13 protein-coding genes are annotated in these 16,622 nt (G+C 63.8%); 7 read left to right on the forward strand and 6 right to left on the reverse strand.

The annotated features are described in order from the left end of the window. Nucleotides 1–26 precede the first annotated feature (26 nt). The 6 genes from PI87_RS29430 to PI87_RS12785 all read right to left on the reverse strand — a co-directional run bounded on the left by PI87_RS29430 (nucleotide 27) and on the right by PI87_RS12785 (nucleotide 8,150). Nucleotides 27–695 (reverse strand): hypothetical protein, encoded by a 669-nt coding sequence (locus tag PI87_RS29430; protein ID WP_039598060.1) that lies wholly within the window; start codon nucleotides 693–695, stop codon nucleotides 27–29. A gap of 159 nt (nucleotides 696–854) precedes the next feature. Then, a complete protein-coding gene (locus PI87_RS12765; protein WP_039598061.1) occupies nucleotides 855–3,935 on the reverse strand; it encodes an efflux RND transporter permease subunit in 3,081 nt (1,026 codons plus the stop codon). Then, nucleotides 3,932–5,074 (reverse strand): efflux RND transporter periplasmic adaptor subunit, encoded by a 1,143-nt coding sequence (locus tag PI87_RS12770; RefSeq protein ID WP_039598062.1) that lies wholly within the window; start codon nucleotides 5,072–5,074, stop codon nucleotides 3,932–3,934. The genes PI87_RS12765 and PI87_RS12770 overlap by 4 nt, the downstream gene beginning before the upstream one ends. A gap of 10 nt (nucleotides 5,075–5,084) precedes the next feature. Then, nucleotides 5,085–6,443, reverse strand: a complete 1,359-nt coding sequence (locus PI87_RS12775; RefSeq protein WP_039598063.1) for a TolC family outer membrane protein — start codon at nucleotides 6,441–6,443, stop codon at nucleotides 5,085–5,087. Between the two features lie 99 nt (nucleotides 6,444–6,542). Continuing rightward, entirely contained in the window at nucleotides 6,543–7,583 is a 1,041-nt protein-coding gene (locus tag PI87_RS12780) for a hypothetical protein (protein WP_039598064.1), read from the reverse strand. A gap of 36 nt (nucleotides 7,584–7,619) precedes the next feature. Beyond that, a complete protein-coding gene (locus PI87_RS12785) occupies nucleotides 7,620–8,150 on the reverse strand; it encodes a hypothetical protein (RefSeq protein WP_039598065.1) in 531 nt (176 codons plus the stop codon). 207 nt (nucleotides 8,151–8,357) lie between these two features. Between PI87_RS12785 and PI87_RS12790 the strand changes: the two genes are divergently transcribed. From PI87_RS12790 to PI87_RS12820, 7 genes are all read left to right on the forward strand, one after another. Beyond that, nucleotides 8,358–9,722 (forward strand): HAMP domain-containing sensor histidine kinase, encoded by a 1,365-nt coding sequence (locus PI87_RS12790; protein ID WP_039598066.1) that lies wholly within the window; start codon nucleotides 8,358–8,360, stop codon nucleotides 9,720–9,722. A gap of 385 nt (nucleotides 9,723–10,107) precedes the next feature. Beyond that, nucleotides 10,108–11,109 carry an ABC transporter substrate-binding protein gene (locus tag PI87_RS12795; RefSeq protein WP_039598067.1) on the forward strand — a complete coding sequence of 334 codons (1,002 nt, stop codon included), beginning with the start codon at nucleotides 10,108–10,110 and terminating at the stop codon, nucleotides 11,107–11,109. A 2-nt stretch (nucleotides 11,110–11,111) separates the two neighbouring features. Then, complete coding sequence (locus PI87_RS12800) at nucleotides 11,112–11,954, forward strand: ABC transporter ATP-binding protein (protein ID WP_198139553.1); 843 nt, start codon at nucleotides 11,112–11,114, stop codon at nucleotides 11,952–11,954. Beyond that, nucleotides 11,951–12,826, forward strand: coding sequence for an ABC transporter permease (locus PI87_RS12805; RefSeq protein WP_039598068.1), 876 nt, complete (start codon nucleotides 11,951–11,953; stop codon nucleotides 12,824–12,826). The genes PI87_RS12800 and PI87_RS12805 overlap by 4 nt, the downstream gene beginning before the upstream one ends. A gap of 75 nt (nucleotides 12,827–12,901) precedes the next feature. Beyond that, nucleotides 12,902–13,822, forward strand: coding sequence for a hypothetical protein (locus PI87_RS12810; protein WP_039598069.1), 921 nt, complete (start codon nucleotides 12,902–12,904; stop codon nucleotides 13,820–13,822). Continuing rightward, nucleotides 13,819–15,291, forward strand: coding sequence for a substrate-binding domain-containing protein (locus PI87_RS12815; protein ID WP_232313987.1), 1,473 nt, complete (start codon nucleotides 13,819–13,821; stop codon nucleotides 15,289–15,291). The genes PI87_RS12810 and PI87_RS12815 overlap by 4 nt, the downstream gene beginning before the upstream one ends. Nucleotides 15,292–15,347: 56 nt before the next feature. Beyond that, entirely contained in the window at nucleotides 15,348–16,520 is a 1,173-nt protein-coding gene (locus PI87_RS12820; RefSeq protein WP_039598070.1) for a PstS family phosphate ABC transporter substrate-binding protein, read from the forward strand. The last annotated feature ends 102 nt before the right edge of the window (nucleotides 16,521–16,622 follow it).

Here is a 16,622-nt window from a genome sequence, read left to right on the forward strand (position 1 = left end):
TGATTCCGCGCACAGCATCGACCACGTTATCGGGTGATCTGCAGGCCCACGTAGACCAGAAGTTGCTGCCGGTCTTCGGAGGGCGCTCCGAACTCGCGGCCGACTGCACCCAGCAGCGTGTAGGTGTCGTTGATCTTCCAGTGCATGCCGAGGTTCAGCAATGTGTGGTGTGCGCCGGGGGCCTGCGTCCTGCGCACCTCGGCAATGCATTCGCGCCCTTCGCCACAAGCATGTCCGGCCACAATGCCGGCAACCCATTGACTGTCGCCGCCGCCCGAAACGAAGTTGCGGCCAACCTCGGTCGAAACCCCAAAGCCACCGACATCGGTTGCCACCTCAAGCGGCAGGAAGAACTCGTGCCCATCGCCCGCAATGCCACGCCGCGTGGATGAATCCAGCATGCTCCGACTGTACTGCGGATAGGTCGACACCGAGAAGCCCGCCTGCTCCTGATCAATGAAGCGCCATTTCACGCCAAAGTTGCCGGTTCCCAGGCCCGACTTCCAGCGTTGACCATCGTCACGGACAAAGGTCCACGGAATGTCGGCCTTGAGCTGGATGTGGTCGCCCCAGCCGTAGTTGATGTCGGCATCGGGTGCGGCCACCTCCAGGCGGCCGTGCGTACGGGTTGCAATCGCGCCGAGGTTGATCTCCCAATGGCCGTCGCCGGGCGTTTCGGGATCGTCGGTCACCATGGGCGGCCCGCCTTGCGCCAGTACAGGCCCGGCGATTGCGGCACTCGCGATGAGTGCCAACCAGCGTGCTGTGCAGCGCAAACGTACCCTCACGCTGCTCGAAAATGGCTTATGCATAAACGTCTCTTGATGGGTTGGGAAGGAAATGCATGCGTCCGCTCAGGATTGGGGGGAGATCGCGGACATGGGCTTCGGTCGCGCGCGTGACGCGCCAAGCGAATCGAACCCGAGGTACAGCACCGGAGTGATGAACAGCGTGATCAGTTGAGAGAGCAGCAGGCCGCCCACGATCGAGACGCCGAGCGGCTGGCGCAGCTCAGCGCCGGCACCGATACCCAGCGCGATGGGCAGCACGCCCATCAACGCGCACAACGTGGTCATCATGATCGGCCGGAAGCGCAGCAGGCAGGCCTTGCGGATGGCGTCTTCCGCACCAAGCCCTTCGTCACGGCGCGCCCCGATCGCGAAGTCGATCATCATGATTGCGTTCTTCTTCACGATGCCGATCAACAGCAGAATGCCGATCATGGCGATGAAGCTGACCTCCATGCCGGACCATCGCAGGGCAAGCAGCGCACCGAGCGCCGCTGACGGAATGCCGAGCAGGATCGTGACCGGATGCACCCAGCTCTCGTACAGCATGCCCAGGATCACGTAGATGACCGCAACGGCAATCACGATCAGCCACAGCTGCGTCGTCTGTGATTGCTGGAACAGCGCCGCCTGGCCGCCAAAGGCACCGAAGACGGTGGCCGGCATCTTCAGCGTCTGTTGCGCCGATGCGATGGCGGCGGCCGCGTCCGACAACGATTTTCCGGGGGCCAGCTCGAATGACAGCGTCACCGCAGGCAACTGCGCCTGGTGGTTGACGGCAATCACACCTTTTCCGCGCGTGACGGTGGCGAACGCGCTCAACGGCACGGTCCTGACGGTCGCGCTGCGCACCTCGATCGCCAGCAGGTCGTTCTCGTCGCGCCGCTTCTCATCGACGACTTCCAGGATCACCTGATAGCTGTCTTCCGGCGCATAGATGGTCGAGACCTGACGGCTGCCGAACGCGCCATACAGCGTGTTGCGCAGCGTCGCCATGTCGATCCCGAGCTGTGCCGCCTTTTCCCGATCCACCTGCAGCTGCGCTTCGAGACCGTTCTTCTGGTAGTCGCTGTTCACGCCGACCAGCACGTCGGAATGGCGCAGCGCATCGACCAGCTTTCCGGCCCAGACATCAAGCTCGCCCGCGCCGACCGATTGCAGCGTGTACTGATACGTGCTCTTGGACGTGCGCCCACCCACACGCAGGTTCTGCACTGGGCTGAAGTACACACGAATGCTGGGCAGGAACGACGTGGACCGGCGCAGTTGCGCCAGCACATCGTCCAGCGGCGGCCGGTGGCTGCGATCCTTCAGGTCGATCACGAGCTGCGTCGTGTCGTGGTCCACCTTGGTCGCCACGGCAGCCACATTGGCATCGTTGAGCACGACGCGCTCGATCTGCCCCATCACCGCCAGCCGGCCCGCGAATGACATGTCTTCCGGCGCGTCGACGTTCGCGATCAGCTGCCCAATGTCCTCGCGGGGGAAGAACCCCTTTGGCGCGCCAATGTAAAGCCAGGCTGTAACCGCGAAGGTGGCTGCGCCGATGATCAGCACGATGGCGCGGTGCCGCAGCGCTACATCAAGCGCGTGCGCATACCCTGCAGCACAGCGCTCGAACCCGGCCTCGAAGAGACGGCTCCAGCGCCCCGCTTCGCGATGCGCGACCGGCACGCGCATCACCAGCGGCACCAGCAGGGGGATCAACGTCAACGCCACCGCCGCCGACACCAGAATGGCCAGTGACACGACGATGGCGAACTCGTGAAACAGCCGGCCGATCGTGCCCGGCATGAAGAAGATCGGGATGAACACCGCCACCAGCGAGATCGAGATCGACATCACCGTGAAGCCCACTTCCCTCACGCCGGCTGCGGCAGCCTCGCGCGGCGTCATGCCCTCTTCGATGTGGCGGATGATCGCTTCGAGCACGACAATCGCGTCGTCCACGACCAGCCCGACCGCAATGGTCAGCCCCAGCAGCGAGATGTTGTCCAGGCTCAGGCCACACGCCGCCATCAGCCCGAAGGTGCCGAACAGCGACAGCGGCACGCTGAGCGCAGGAACCAGCGTGATCGCGACCCGGCGCAGGAACAGCAGCATCACCATCACAACCAGCGCGATCGTCAACAGCATGGTCAGGTTGACATCGTGGATCGCCTCGCGAATCGAGATCGAGCGATCACCGCGTGTCTCGATCGAGACCGACGCCGGCAGCGCGGCCTGCAGCTTCGGCAGCAGCGTGTGCACGGCATCGACCACCGCCACCGTATTGGCATCGGGTTGACGCTGCACCGACAACAGGATCGATGGTTTGCCGTCAAGCGTGCTGACGTTCTGCACGTTCTCGATGCTGTCACGCACGTCGGCCACGTCGCTCAAACGGAGCACGCGGCCCTGGCGGTTGGCGACCACAATCTGGGCGAAGTCGGCCGCGTGCCGCAGGTTGCCGCTGATCTGCACGGTCAGCATCTGGCGCTGGTTGTCGAGCTGGCCAATGGGCGCGTTGGAGTTCGCGTTCTTCAGCGCGGCCGCCAGTTCCGCCAGCGTCAGATCCAGCGCCGACAGCCGCGCCGGATCGGCCTGGATGCGCACGGCGTAGCGCTTCTGGCCGGTCACCTGCACTTGGGCCACGCCTTTGATGGCGGACAACGCCGGCACCACCACGTTGTCGCTGTAGGCATTGAGGTCTGACAGCGACAGCGCCGGAGAACTCAGGCCGATGAGCAGGATCGGCATGTCGGCCGGGTTCACCTTCTTGTACGAAGGCGGCGCCGGCAGCTCGCTGGGCAGGGAACGCGTGGACCGGAACAGCGCCGCCTGCACGTCGGCGGCCGCCGAGTCGATGTCGCGGCTGGCGTCGAACTCCAGCTGAATCTTGGTTTCGCCCTGGATGCTCGATGACGTGGTCATCACCAGCCCGGGAATCGCCGAAAACTGCTTTTCCAGCGGCGTCGCAATCGAACTGGCCATGTTCTGCGGGCTCGCACCGGGCAGTTTGGCGCTGACTTCCAGCGTGGGCGTGTCGTATTGCGGCAGGGCCGAGATGGGCAATTGCATCCAGCAGACCACGCCTGCGACGAGCACGCTGATCCAGAACAGCATCGTCGCAATGGGGCGTTGCAGGCAGGCCTCGGATAGCTTCATCGCGCGTCCTTGCCCGTGCGTGCCGCGATGCGAACCGCAGCCCCGGGCTTGAGGCCCGCTTGCCCCTCGGCAACCACGCGCTCCCCGCCATTGAGGCCGTCGACCACCGCCATCTGATCTTGCAGGCGAAGCAACGTCACCTGCCGCACCTGCGCTTTGTTGTCGGCATCGAGCACGTAGACGAAGCGGCCCTGCGGCCCCTCAAGCAGTGCCTGCGGTGGCAGCACGATGGCGCCGTGACTCACGCCTGCGTCGATGGCGAGGTCCACATAGGCGCCAGGCCAGAGCGAGCGCGGCGCATTCGGAAACGACGCCTTGAGCGTGATCGTGCCGGTGTCGGTATTGACGGTGTTGTTGACGAAGACGAGCGAGCCGGGCTGCCGATTGCCATCGGGCGTCTGCAATTCAATGCGGACGGTGCCAGCTGCGCGCGCATCCAGCAGCCGCGCCAGTTGCGATTCCGGCAGCGAGAACTCAACACCGATCGGGTCGATCTGCACCACCGTCACGAGCGGCACCGCGGCGGTCGTCTGCGCGAGGCTGCCGGGGTGGACGGTAAGCGCGCCGGTCAGGCCCGCCATGGGGGCAGCTATGTGCGTGCGCTCGACCTGCAAACGGGAACTGGCCACTTCTGCCTGGACGGCCTTGTACTGCGCCTTCAATGATTCGAGCTTGCTGGCGCTGGTGTCGACCGCACTCGTCGAGTAGTAGTGCAACTTCGCCAGTTGCCGGATGCGGGCCAGGTCGCGCTCGGCATCGTCAACCTGCGCCTCGATCTGCGCCGCACTCGCTTGGGCGCGCTCGAGCTGCGCGGTCACGTCGCTCGCGTCGATCGTGAACAGCAGTTGCCCCGCCTTGACGTCATCGCCCTCCCGAAAGTGGATGCCGCGCACCGTGCCGCCCACCTGGGGACGCACGTCAACCTGATTCAGCGGCACCACATGCCCGTGCGCGGACAGCTTGACGGGCAGATCGCGTGCCTCGGCCCGCACAACGCTGATCAGGGGTACTGGCTTGGCCGGCGATTTCGCAGCTTCGGATGGCCGGCCGAAGAGGGTGACCTGCAGCAACGCGATCACCAGCCCCGCGGCTCCAAGCGCGATCGCGCCACGCAGCATGAAAGGCTTGTTCAGCGTCATGGTTCGTTGCTCATTTGGCCGAGCCGAGTGCCGCATTGACTTGCGCCAGGACTGAGTCATCCAGTGCGCCGGCGGAAGCCGCCAGCTGCAGGCGCGCATACAGGTAGTCGGAACGGGCAGACGTGAGGTTGTAGAGCGTCTGGTAGTAGTTCTGCTCGGCGTTGAGCACGTCGATAATGGTGCGCACGCCCACCTCCTGCCCTACCTTGCTCGATCGCACCGATGACTCGCCCGACACACGGGCGCGCTCCAGCGCCCGAATGCGCTGGGCGCCATCTCGAAGGCTGGCAAAGAACTGGCGCGTGGCACGTTGCGCCTCGCGCAGTCCGGCTTCCAGCGCGTAGCGCTGCTGGTCCTGGATCGCCATGGATTGGCGCAACAACGATTGCCGCGTGCCGCCGTCGACGAGCGGGATCGTCAGGCGCAGCCCGATCGTGCCGGCCGTGACAGCATCACGGCCACCCGACGTCGAAATGCTGCCCGCCTCGTATTGCCGCCCCACGCTGGCAACCGCCGTGATGACCGGCGCACCGCGCCAGCTGTACTGGTCGCTGGAAAGCTCCGCGATCTCGACACCCAACTCAAGCTGACGAACGGTAGGATTGCTGCGCCGTGTCTGGTCGAGCCAGATCGCCAGCGTTGCCGGCGGCAACTCGCTCGCCGAAAACCCCGACAGGATGGGGGCCAGCTGCTGCGAGTTCACCCCGGTCAGCACGGCAAACGCATCCGACTTGTTGGTAAGGTCGTTCTGGTTGGCAATCTGTGCGGCTACCACGCCGTCGTGCCGGGCCTGCGCGTCATCGGTATCGCTGGCGCTGCTCAGGCCCAGCGCATACGACTGCCTGGCCAGCGCCAGTTGCTCGCCGATGGCTTGCGCCTGGGTGTCTGCCAGCGCGACGTTCTCACGCGCGACCAGCACGTCGAAGTAGCTGCGCGCGACCCGCAGCATCAGATCCTGCTCGATCTGCTGATATTGAATCCGGGCCTGTTCGGCTTCCCGGTGAAGGCGTTCCCGGGCAAAGTTCGCACTCGCGTCGTACAGCGGCTTGCTCCAGACAACGCTCGTGCCGTAACTCTGGCCGCTTGTGTAAGAGCCTGGGTGTGACGACGTTGCCAACCCCGGGCGATAGTCCTGACCGGCCTGCCCTGCGTTGGCCGTCAGGTCAACGTGCGAGGCCGTCAACGCATCGCCCTGCGCGATCTTTTCTTCTGCGGCACGCAGCGCTGCCTGCGATGCCATGAGCGCGGCATCGTTCGCGCGCGCTGCCTGCCAGGACTCGACCAGATCGACCGCGCGCGCCGAGGAACACGCCGCCCCCAGAGACAGGAGGACGATCTGCGCAAACAGACGGTGAGGACATCGCAGCATTGCGGAGGCTCAAGAACGTGCGAGAAAGGCATGCGGCGGGCGCAGTCCTCCCCGGCGACCACGGAGGCCGCACAGGGATACGCCCGGCACTACCCCGCGCTACTTCGCGTTGCCGGGCAGTACGTCGTACCGCAGCAATCCGGCCTTGGTGTCTGTCGAACCGCCAACGGCCACGTACAACCGGTGGAGCTCGGGCACCAGGAACGCCGTCTTCGCGCCCTTCTCCGACGGCACGCGCGCGATCTCGTCATAGTGATCAGCATCGCGCTGCTGGAACACGGCAACGTAGTCGTCACCGGCAGCGTAGATACGGTGGTTCTTCGCGTCGAACATCATGCCGTTGGTACGGCCCGGCGCATCGAAGCTCGCTACCGACTGCCCGGTCTCCGTGTTGATCACCACGAGCTTGAACGGCTTGCGCGTGATCACGAACAGGCGCTTGTTCTTCTCGTCGAGATCAATCTGCGAGTTGTCCTTCCCCTCCTTGATCTGCCAGGTTGCCAGCGGCTGTCCGGTTTTCTTGTCGAGCACGGCAATCTCACCCTTGCCGGCAACATTGACGAAGACGCGCGAGCCGGCCTGCTCGGCCACGATGCCCTCGGTAAAGTCGGTGTCAAACGTGGTTTCGGCCAGCGTCTTGCCCGAGTCGACATCAACCTGCGTCACCAGCGTCTTCGTCATCTTGGTGGGCGCGTTCTTTCCGCCGGTGACAAACCACAGGCGGCGTGACGAGGGGTCGTAGCTCATCACATCCGCACCCGGTGTCAGCTTGATCGTGCCGGTCACCGCATAACTTTTGCCGTCCAGCACCTTGCTCAGGCTTGCGCCGCTGTTGCTGACAAACAGCCGATTGGTCTTCGGCTCGTAATGGATGGCATGCGGCGTCTCCATGCCTTTGACGGTCTTCAGGTGTGCGCCGCTGCGCAGGTCGAAGACCTCCAATGTTCCGCCGTCTTCGCCGGCCAGGAACAGCCGGTTGCCTTTGATGTCCGCACCAAAATGATCGAAATCACCGTCATACCCGGGCAGATCGGTACGGCTGAGCAAGCGCAATGGCTCGCCCGCCATGGCAACGTTGGACAACAACGTCGATGCTGCGAGCGCCATGGCGGTGGCGACCGTGCGAATGTTCGCTTTCATGGGAGTCTTCACCCTTCGCAAATGCGGCGCGCCGCTTCAGTTGGCCTGCTCGAACAGGGCGTCGTAGCTCGGGATCTTCTTGGCCAGGGCGTCCCGCAGCGCGTTCGACTTCTTCAGGAACGCCAGTTCCTGGCTGCTGGTGTTCGGGTTGGCCGGCGGGTTCTTAAACGCGTAGACAACCAGGCCGATGTTGTTGCCCTTGGCATCGCGCATGGGCATCAGCACGACGAACTTCTTCGGGTTGTCCTTCGTGCGGTTCCAGCGCGGATCGACAATGGTGATGCCCTTCTTACTCACGTCGATGTCATCCGGATCGTCCGCGTTGCCGATACGCTCAGGGTACGAGCCCGCAAACATCGTGTAGACATCAGTCTGGCCCGGCGGTACGCCGTGCAGCGTGATGCTCAGCAGTTCTGGGTGCTTGGACATCGTCTCGTCAGACAGCTTCTGGCCGTAGATCTTGTGGGAAGGCGGCGTCCAGTTCTTGTCCGCCCAGGAGGGCGCACTGCTCAAAGCGGCCATGCCGGTCAGTGCCGTTGCCAGCGCCAGCTTGAAAAACTTGCTCATGGGGTGTCTCCGTTCTTGAGATGTCGTTGGTCGCATCCGATCCGTGGAAGCGTGAACCGAGTCTAGGGGGGGACTCTGTACGCTTCCTGTAGTGATCCTTAAAATTCATTCAGCCAAGCTCGCGCCGGATCGAATAGCATCAACGTGAACGCGCACGCGACCAAACGCGAACCCTCTTCGCCGCGCTATGAGACTGGAGCACCTCGCATGAAGTCGATCGGCAGCCGCATCACCCTTTGGTATGCCATTACCGTTACGGCAACGCTGGCTTGCCTCTTCATCGCGGGCCATTTCCTGCTCGACCGCTATCTCGTCAAGCAGCTCGACGAGCTCAACGAGGCCCAGTTCAAGCATCTCAAGGCCACCCTCGGCAGGGACTACGCCAAGCTGACGCCGCCAGAGATCGACGATCGCATCCGCCAGGCCACCGAATCGGCGTCGTCGCTGTTCTATATCGACATGCACGCTTCGATGGCGAACCGCTTCTTCAAGTCGAGCAACCTGCACGGGCAATCGATTCCCGACATTGCTGGGGAGCGTGCGTATTCGATCGGCATGGACACAATCGGCGAGGTGCGGGTGAGCGAGTTTCAACTCGCGCCGTTCGACGTCATCGTCGCAACGCCGCTAGCGCCGGTGAGGGACCTGATGGCCGGGTATCGACTGGTCTTCCTCGGGCTGCTTGGCACGGCGCTGGTAATCAGCGTGGCGGTGGGCTACGGTCTGAGCCGGTTGATCCTCCACCCCGTGCGCGTGATCCAGGCCACCGCCAACCGCATCCGCTCCGACGATCTCAGTCAACGCATTCCGGTTGGCGATGTGAAGGACGAGATCGCGCAGTTGTCTGCGTTCCTGAATCAGATGTTCGACCGGCTTGAGATGTCGTTTGCCGAGATCCGGCGCTTCGCGGCGGAGGCTTCGCATGAACTCAAGACGCCTATGTCGCTGGTGGCGCTCCACGCCGAGCGGCTGCTGGTCAGTGATGGTTTGACGCAGCAGCAGATGGATTCGGTGGCCGTCATCCTGGAAGAACTCGGCCGCGTGAACCGGATCATCGACGAGCTGCTGTTCCTTTCACGCGCAGACGCCGGCGCCGTACTCATAGAGCTGCGTGAACAGTCTCCAGTCGCGCTTCTGAGTGCATTCGCGCAGGACGCCTCGGCCTTGGCCGAACACGTCGGCAAAGTCTTTGCCTGGTCACACCGGGGCGAGGGGGAAGTCAACATCGACGGGCCACGCATCCGACAGGTCCTGCTCAATCTGCTGACCAATGCCTTGAGAGTGTGCCCTCAGGGCGGTGTGGTGTACCTCGACTCGACGTTGGCGGCCGGCACCTGGCGCATCAGCATGGTGGACGAAGGCCCCGGCCTGACGCCCGACGAATGCGAACGCATTTTTGAACGGTTCGTGCGCCTGCCCTCGCCCGGACAGGATCAGCGCGGCAGCGGCTTGGGCCTGGCCATCTGCCGCAGCATTGTCGCAATGCACAAGGGAAAGATCTGGGCTACCAGCCGCGACGTCGGCCGCGGGCTGCGTGTCGTGATTGAGATTCCCGCCGCGCTCGCTGCGTGATGCGGCCCGCAGGGCATCTGCGGGAATTTGGTCGACTCGAGATCCTCGACTCGACGCAAAGCTTTGCTACGGGCATCTACCGACCTCACGGGAGAGGCGCCCTGTCTCCGGCATCCCACTGCACTGGTCCATCACGGCTGCTTCTGTGCAGCACCCCGCCCGAGGCCATCTGACGCGCTTCTTGCGGCCGGGCCGTCCCCGCGGTTACGCCGGCGGCAAATGGTTGGCACAGCAGGTCTAGGGAAAACCCACCCCAAAATCCAGTGTGACCTGAACGCGCTTTCAGAATCAGTTCACGTTCGAGACAGGCTGGCTGTCTAGTGTGTGGACACGGTTGGAACGAACCAACTACCACGTGATCCCTCGCTACCAAGGACGCATAACGATGAAAACCCGAGACAAACTCCTGCTGTGTTCCGCCATCGCCAGCATGATGGCCGCAGCCCCTGCCGCGCAGGCGGCCGACAAGATCACCCTGATGGTTGGTGGCTACGAGAAGATCATCTATCTGCCCGCCAAGCTGGCCGAAGGCCTGGGCTACTTCAAGGAAGAAGGCCTGAACGTCGAACTGCTCAACGAAGGCGCCGGCGTGGATGCCGAGAACGAGATGCTGGCCGGCGCCGTGCAGGGCGTGGTGGGCTTCTACGACCACTGCGTCGACCTGCAGTCAAAGGGCAAGTACATCGAGTCGGTCGTGCAGCTGGCCCATGCACCGGGCGAGGTCGAGCTCGTGTCGAGCAAGCAGCCCCAGGTCAAGAGCATGGCCGACCTCAAGGGCAAGACGATGGGCGTGACGGGCCTGGGTTCGTCGACCAACTTCTTGACGCAGTACCTGATGGTCAAGGCCGGTGTGCCAATCGGGCAGTTCACCTCGCTGCCAGTGGGCGCCGGTACGACGTTCATCATGGCCATGCAGCAAGACAAGATCCAGGCCGGCATGACGACCGAGCCCACGATCACGCGCCTGCTCAAGACCGGCGAAGCACGCGTCCTGGTAGACCTGCGCACGGCCGAGAAAACCAAGGAAGCGCTGGGCGGCACCTATCCGGCAGCCTCGCTCTACATGCCGACGGACTGGGTCGAGAAGAACAAGCCCACCGTGCAGAAGCTCACCAACGCCTTCGTCAAAACGCTGCGCTACATCAACACGCACAGCGCGGCAGAGATTGCCGAGAAGATGCCCAAGGATTTCTACGTGGGTGACAAGGACGGCTATATCAAAGCGCTGGAAGGCGGCAAGGCGATGTTCACGGCAGACGGCGTGATGCCCAAGGGCGGGCCGGAAACCGTGCTGTCGGTGCTGAGCGCGTTCTCGCCCAACGTGAAGGGCAAGAAGATCGACCTCGCAAAGACGTACACGACCGAGTTCGTCGCGAAGGTGAAGTGATCATGGGTGCAGCAATGGCAACGACCACCTCCAAGCCAGCCATCGAGCTGATCAACGTCAGCCGTCGCTTTCTGACGCCCGACGGCAAGTCAATGACGGCCATCCGGGATTTCACGATGACCGTCGAGCGCGGCGAGTTCGTTGCCGTTGTCGGCCCGACCGGCTGCGGCAAGTCCACCACGCTGAACCTCATCACCGGCCTGGCCAAGCCCTCCGCTGGCGAGGTGCGCCTGTTCGGTGGCCCGATTGACGGCATCGACAGCCGCATCGGGTTCGCCTTCCAGACCGACGCGCTGTTCCCCTGGCGCAGCGTGATCGACAACGTCGTCGCTGGGCCGCTGTTTCGCGGAGTCTCGAAAGAAGAAGCGTATGCCAGCGCTCGCCAATGGCTGGCGCGCGTGAACCTGACCGGGCACGAGACCAAGTTCCCCCATCAGCTCTCGGGCGGCATGCGCAAGCGGGTCTCGCTTGCGCAGACCTTCATCAACGGCCCGCAGATCCTGTTGATGGACGAGCCGTTCTCCGCGCTCGACGTACAGACCCGCGTGCTGATGCACGACGAGCTGCTGCGCCTGTGGTCACAATCAAAGGCGTCGGTGGTGTTCGTCACCCACGACCTCGAAGAGGCCATCACCTTGGCAGACAAGGTGTACGTGCTGACGTCTGGACCTGCCACGGTCAAGTCGGTCTACACGATCGACATCCCGCGCCCGCGCATCGCCAGCGAAATCCGCTACGACGAACAATTCATCGATATCTCGCGCACCATCTGGAATGACCTGCGCGAAGAAGTGCAGCGCGGTGCCTCACAAGAGGAAGCCCGCGTTGCGGAGGCTGCAGCATGAACAATCAAGCCACTCTCAAGCCACCGGTCGGCGTCTCCGTTCCATCCTCGGCAGAGATTGAAGCCGCAGCCGCGCGCAGCGCAAAGCGCCGCAAGCAGACCGTCTACTTCTGGCGTTACTTCATTCTCATCGTCTTTCTGGGCGGGTGGGAAGTGCTGGTCCGCATGAAGCTGATCGACGAGTTCTTCTTCTCCAAGCCGTCGGAGATCGTCTCGCGCCTCTATACCTGGCTGACCGAAGGCACGTCCGATGGACCGCTGTGGTACCACCTGTGGGTGACCATGGAGGAGTCGATGCTGGGCTTCATCACGGGCGCGGTGGCCGGCATCATCGCGGGCATCGCGCTGGGGCGCAATCGCATGCTGTCCGATGTGTTCTCGGTCTACATCAAGGTGATCAACTCGGTGCCCCGCGTGGTGCTGGCACCCATCTTCATCATGATCTTTGGCCTGGGGCTGACCTCCAAGGTGGCGCTGTCGTTCGTGATGGTGTTCTTCGTGGTGTTTGCCAACGCCTTCCAGGGCGTGCGTGAGGCCGACCGCAACCTGCTGGCCAACGCGCAGATCCTGGGCGCCCGCGGCTGGCAACTCACGCGCTCGGTTGTGATTCCGTCGGCCATGAGCTGGATCTTCGCTTCGCTGCACGTCAGCTTCGGCTTTGCCATCGTAGGTGCCATTGTCGGCGAGTTCGTGGGCGCGCGGTATGGCATCGGCCTGCTGATCAACATCGCAAAGGGCTCGTTCGATGCAGCCGGGATGTACGCGGCGATCGTCATCATCATGGTGGTCGCGCTCGCGGCTGAATACCTGATGACGCTGGTCGAAATGCGCCTGGCCAAATGGCGTCCGGCACCGCTGCAAGACACGCACTGAGTCTGGTTGGGTCCGCTGGAGACCAGTGGACCTACCTCCTCGTTCCCGGTCAGCGTCCAACCAACAGACCTCATCATGATGATCGACAAAACAAGAGCCAAGGTCCCGGCCGCGAGGGTCCCGAAATACGCCATCGCTGCCCTGGCGCTCGTTGCAGTATCGGCAGCACAAGCACAGTTTCCGGCGTCGATACCGGTGAAAAGCTACGCCCAGGAACTCGTTGACCGCACGGTCGCGCAGCATCCCGATCTCCGGGCCGTCGTGATGCACGTGACGCCGCCCAACGCGGCTGACAACGTCGTCATTGCCTCGAACATCGGTCGCATCGGGAAACCCGCCGATGCCGATGACCTCGATGTGATCGCCACCGGCAAGGCACACGTCGCAATGGACCAGGGCAACAAGCGCATCGAAATCGAGCTGCCGTTGCACGATGTCGGCGGTCAGACGGTTGGCAGTCTCGGCCTGGTGTGGCGCTATCCGGTCGGAGGCAACCATGCTGAGTTTGAGCGCATTGCCGGCATCATCCGTGACGCACTGTCGCGACGCATCCTCAGTCTCGCAAACCTGATGGACCCCTACCCTTTCGCGCCGCTGGTGACCACCAAATCCAGAGCGCAAACCCTGGTGGAAGAAGCGCTTCAACGCCACCCCGAAGTGACGGTGCTGGCCTTGCGTTCACGGGTTCAACCGAAGGGCGACCTGGTCCTGCTGGGCTCCACCTTCGGACGCCACGGCAAGAAGGCCGACACGGATGACATGAAAGTGTTGGACGCCACCGCGCCGATCACCGGCGTGTATTCGAACGGCAAGCGCTTTGGCGTAGACCTGCCGATCCGCAACCGCAGCGGCGTCGCAATCGGCACACTGAACGTGGGCTACGCCTACGGCAGCGGTCAGGACGCGAAAGCCCTGACAACCCACGCTGTGGCACTGCGCGACGAACTTCAGATCCGCATTGCAGCCACACCGGCGCTTGAGGAGATCGACCCATGATGCCGAGGTTCAGGAGCGCGCTCGGCCCACTGCTGGCGGCAACACTGCTGGCCGGCACGGCCAGCGTGACAGCCGCCGTATCCACACAGCGGACCGACACCACGACGGTGAGCAGCGTCGGCAGCAGCGAGATGGGTCCGTTGATGAACGCATGGCTGCATGCATTGCACCAGCGGCAGCCGGACATCTCCCGCGGCCCGCGTTGGCAGCATGTCAGCGATGCCGCCGCCATCGGCGCACTCATGTTCGAACTCGCAGACGTTGCGCCGATGACGCGCCCGCCCCTGCCGGCCGAGCTCGCGCCCTATGCGCACCAGTTCGCCGGTGACATGATGAAGACCCCGGTGCTCGTGCGCGTGGCGCTGCACAACGGCAAGCCCGTTTTCCTGGCATTCAACAAACGGCCGGACTCCCCGCTGCCCCTGGCCGTCCTGGAATTCGTCGGCCTTGCGTTGAGCCCCGAGGGGCAGCAAATCGCCGCAGGCCAGCCCGGCTTTGCACCGCTGCCCGCCGACCAGATCGCGCAGGAGCTGCCCAAGCTCGACGGCTATCGCGCCACGCTCGACCCCGCGCTGCCCCGCTACGTTGCGGGTGGGCCGGTCAAAGGCGAAATCCGCAGCATCGGCAGCGACGGCATGAAGTCGCTGATGGAACGGTGGATGCATGACTTTCACGCGCTGCAGCCCGGCGTCCGCAAAGGTGACCGCTGGGAGCACCTCGGCACGCTGAACGGCTTCCATGCCCTGATGGCCGGCGAAACCGATCTGGCCCCCATGGGCCGCGAACTCTGGCCCGACGAGACGGCGTCGTTCAAGCAACTGAATGCCGGGCACATGCCGTTCGAGATCCGGGTCGCGCGGGGCGGGTTCGATACCCAACAGCGCACCACTGCACAGGCGGTCTTCGTGAATGCGAGTAACCCGATCGAGCGCCTCACGATGCAGCAGCTGGCCGGCATCTTCGGTAGCTCGCCCACCATCACGCGCTGGGGCCAGCTCGGCCTGACGGGTGAATGGGCCAACCGCCCGATCACCCTCGATGTACCACCCCTCATCACGCCGAATGCCATGTCGATGCAGATCATGGCGCTCAAAGGCGGCGCCTGGAGCAGCACCGTGCACGAGGCGTCCGTGGCCGACACCGCGAAAGCGATCGCGGCCGACACGGCAGCCATGGGCTTCGGCGGCTTCGAAGATGGCGGCCCCGGGCTCAAGACAGTGCCCGTGGCACGCGATGCTGGCAGTCAGGCCGTTGCCGGAACACACGAGACGGCATCGAGCGGCCGCTACCCGCTGACGCGCTACATGTACATCCGCCTGCGACGCAACCCGGGCGAGCCAGTGCCTGCGGTGATCAAGGAATTCTTGCGCTACGTACTCAGTCGCCAGGGCCAGGAGCCCATCCTGTACTCCGGCTACTACCCCCTGACCGCGCAAGAGGTGAAGGAAGAGCTTGCCAAGCTCAGATGAGTTGGAAGGCGAGCACGAACAGACATAGAACGACAACACGAGAGGAGACCCTAACCATGAACCGATCCATCACACTCGCCGCCACGGCGCTGGCCGCCGCTGCATCGCTGGTGATGCTCGCGCCGGCCCATGCCCAGGCGCAGCAGAGCACGACGCCCATGCTGATGTGGGTGACCCCGACAACCGCGACAAACAAGCCGCAGACCGAAGCGCAAGCCAAGGCGGGCGTCGAACACGGCCGCGATCTGCCGGCCCCGGAAGTCCTGCAGCCGACGCTGGACGCGCAGCTCCCATCCTATCAACCGCGGCGTGACATCAAGATCAGCGGCACGTTCAAGGGCGCGGCATCCGATGTGATGGTGGTCCTGGCGCAGAAGTGGATGGAGAAGTTCAAGACCTACTACCCGGACGTCAACCTGTCGATCTCGCCGCCGTATGCGGGCAGCCTGGGGGCCATCGAACTGATCAAGGGCGACCTGGACTTCGTCTTCGTTTCACGCGAACTCAAGCCCGATGACATCAGCAAGTTCAAAGCCAAGTTCGGCTACGACCCGCTCAGCGTGCCGATCACGGGAGGTTCGTACCGGCACTTCGGCGCGCTCGATACGGTCGCCTTCTTCGTCAACAAGGACAACCCGATCGAGCAGATCACCTTCAAGCAGCTCGACCAGATGTACTCGTCCACACATGCCCGCGGCGGTGCAGCCATCACCAAGTGGGGCGATCTTGGCCTGACCGGCGAATGGGCCGACAAGCCGATCAATCTGTATGGCATCCGCCCGTGGAACGGCTTTGAGGAGTTCGTGCGCCAGCGGGTGCTGAGCGCAGACGGCAAGCGTGGCGAATGGCGCGATGGCGTCAAGTTCGAGAAGCTCGTGTTTCCCATGGCCAAGGACGTCGCCGCCGACCGGTACGCCATCGGGTATTCGGGCATGGCCTACATGGATGCCCCCGTCAAGCTCGTGCCGCTGGTCGAGAAGGCGGGTGACACGCCGCAAGCCCCGACTTATGAGAACGTTGCCCTGGCGACGTATCCGCTCAGCCGCCTGACCTACTTCAACACCAACAAGGCGCCGGGCAAGCCGCTGCCCCCGGCCCTGGAGGAATTCCTGAAATTTGTGCTCAGCCGCGAGGGGCAGCAGGTCGTCCTGGACCACGCCCGCTACGTGCCGCTGCGTGCATCACAGGTGAGCACGGCGCGCGGATTGGTGGACGGACGCGCCAACTAACGGAGCCGCGCACTTGCTGAAGCAGGCCAATGCTGCAGCGCCAACCTGAAGGCGTACGGAGAAGAGCGCAAGAGCATTGGTCAGGCAGTACCAGACGCACCA

Origin of the sequence: Ralstonia sp. A12, assembly GCF_000801955.1 — a bacterium.
Classification (GTDB): Bacteria; Pseudomonadota; Gammaproteobacteria; order Burkholderiales; family Burkholderiaceae; genus Ralstonia.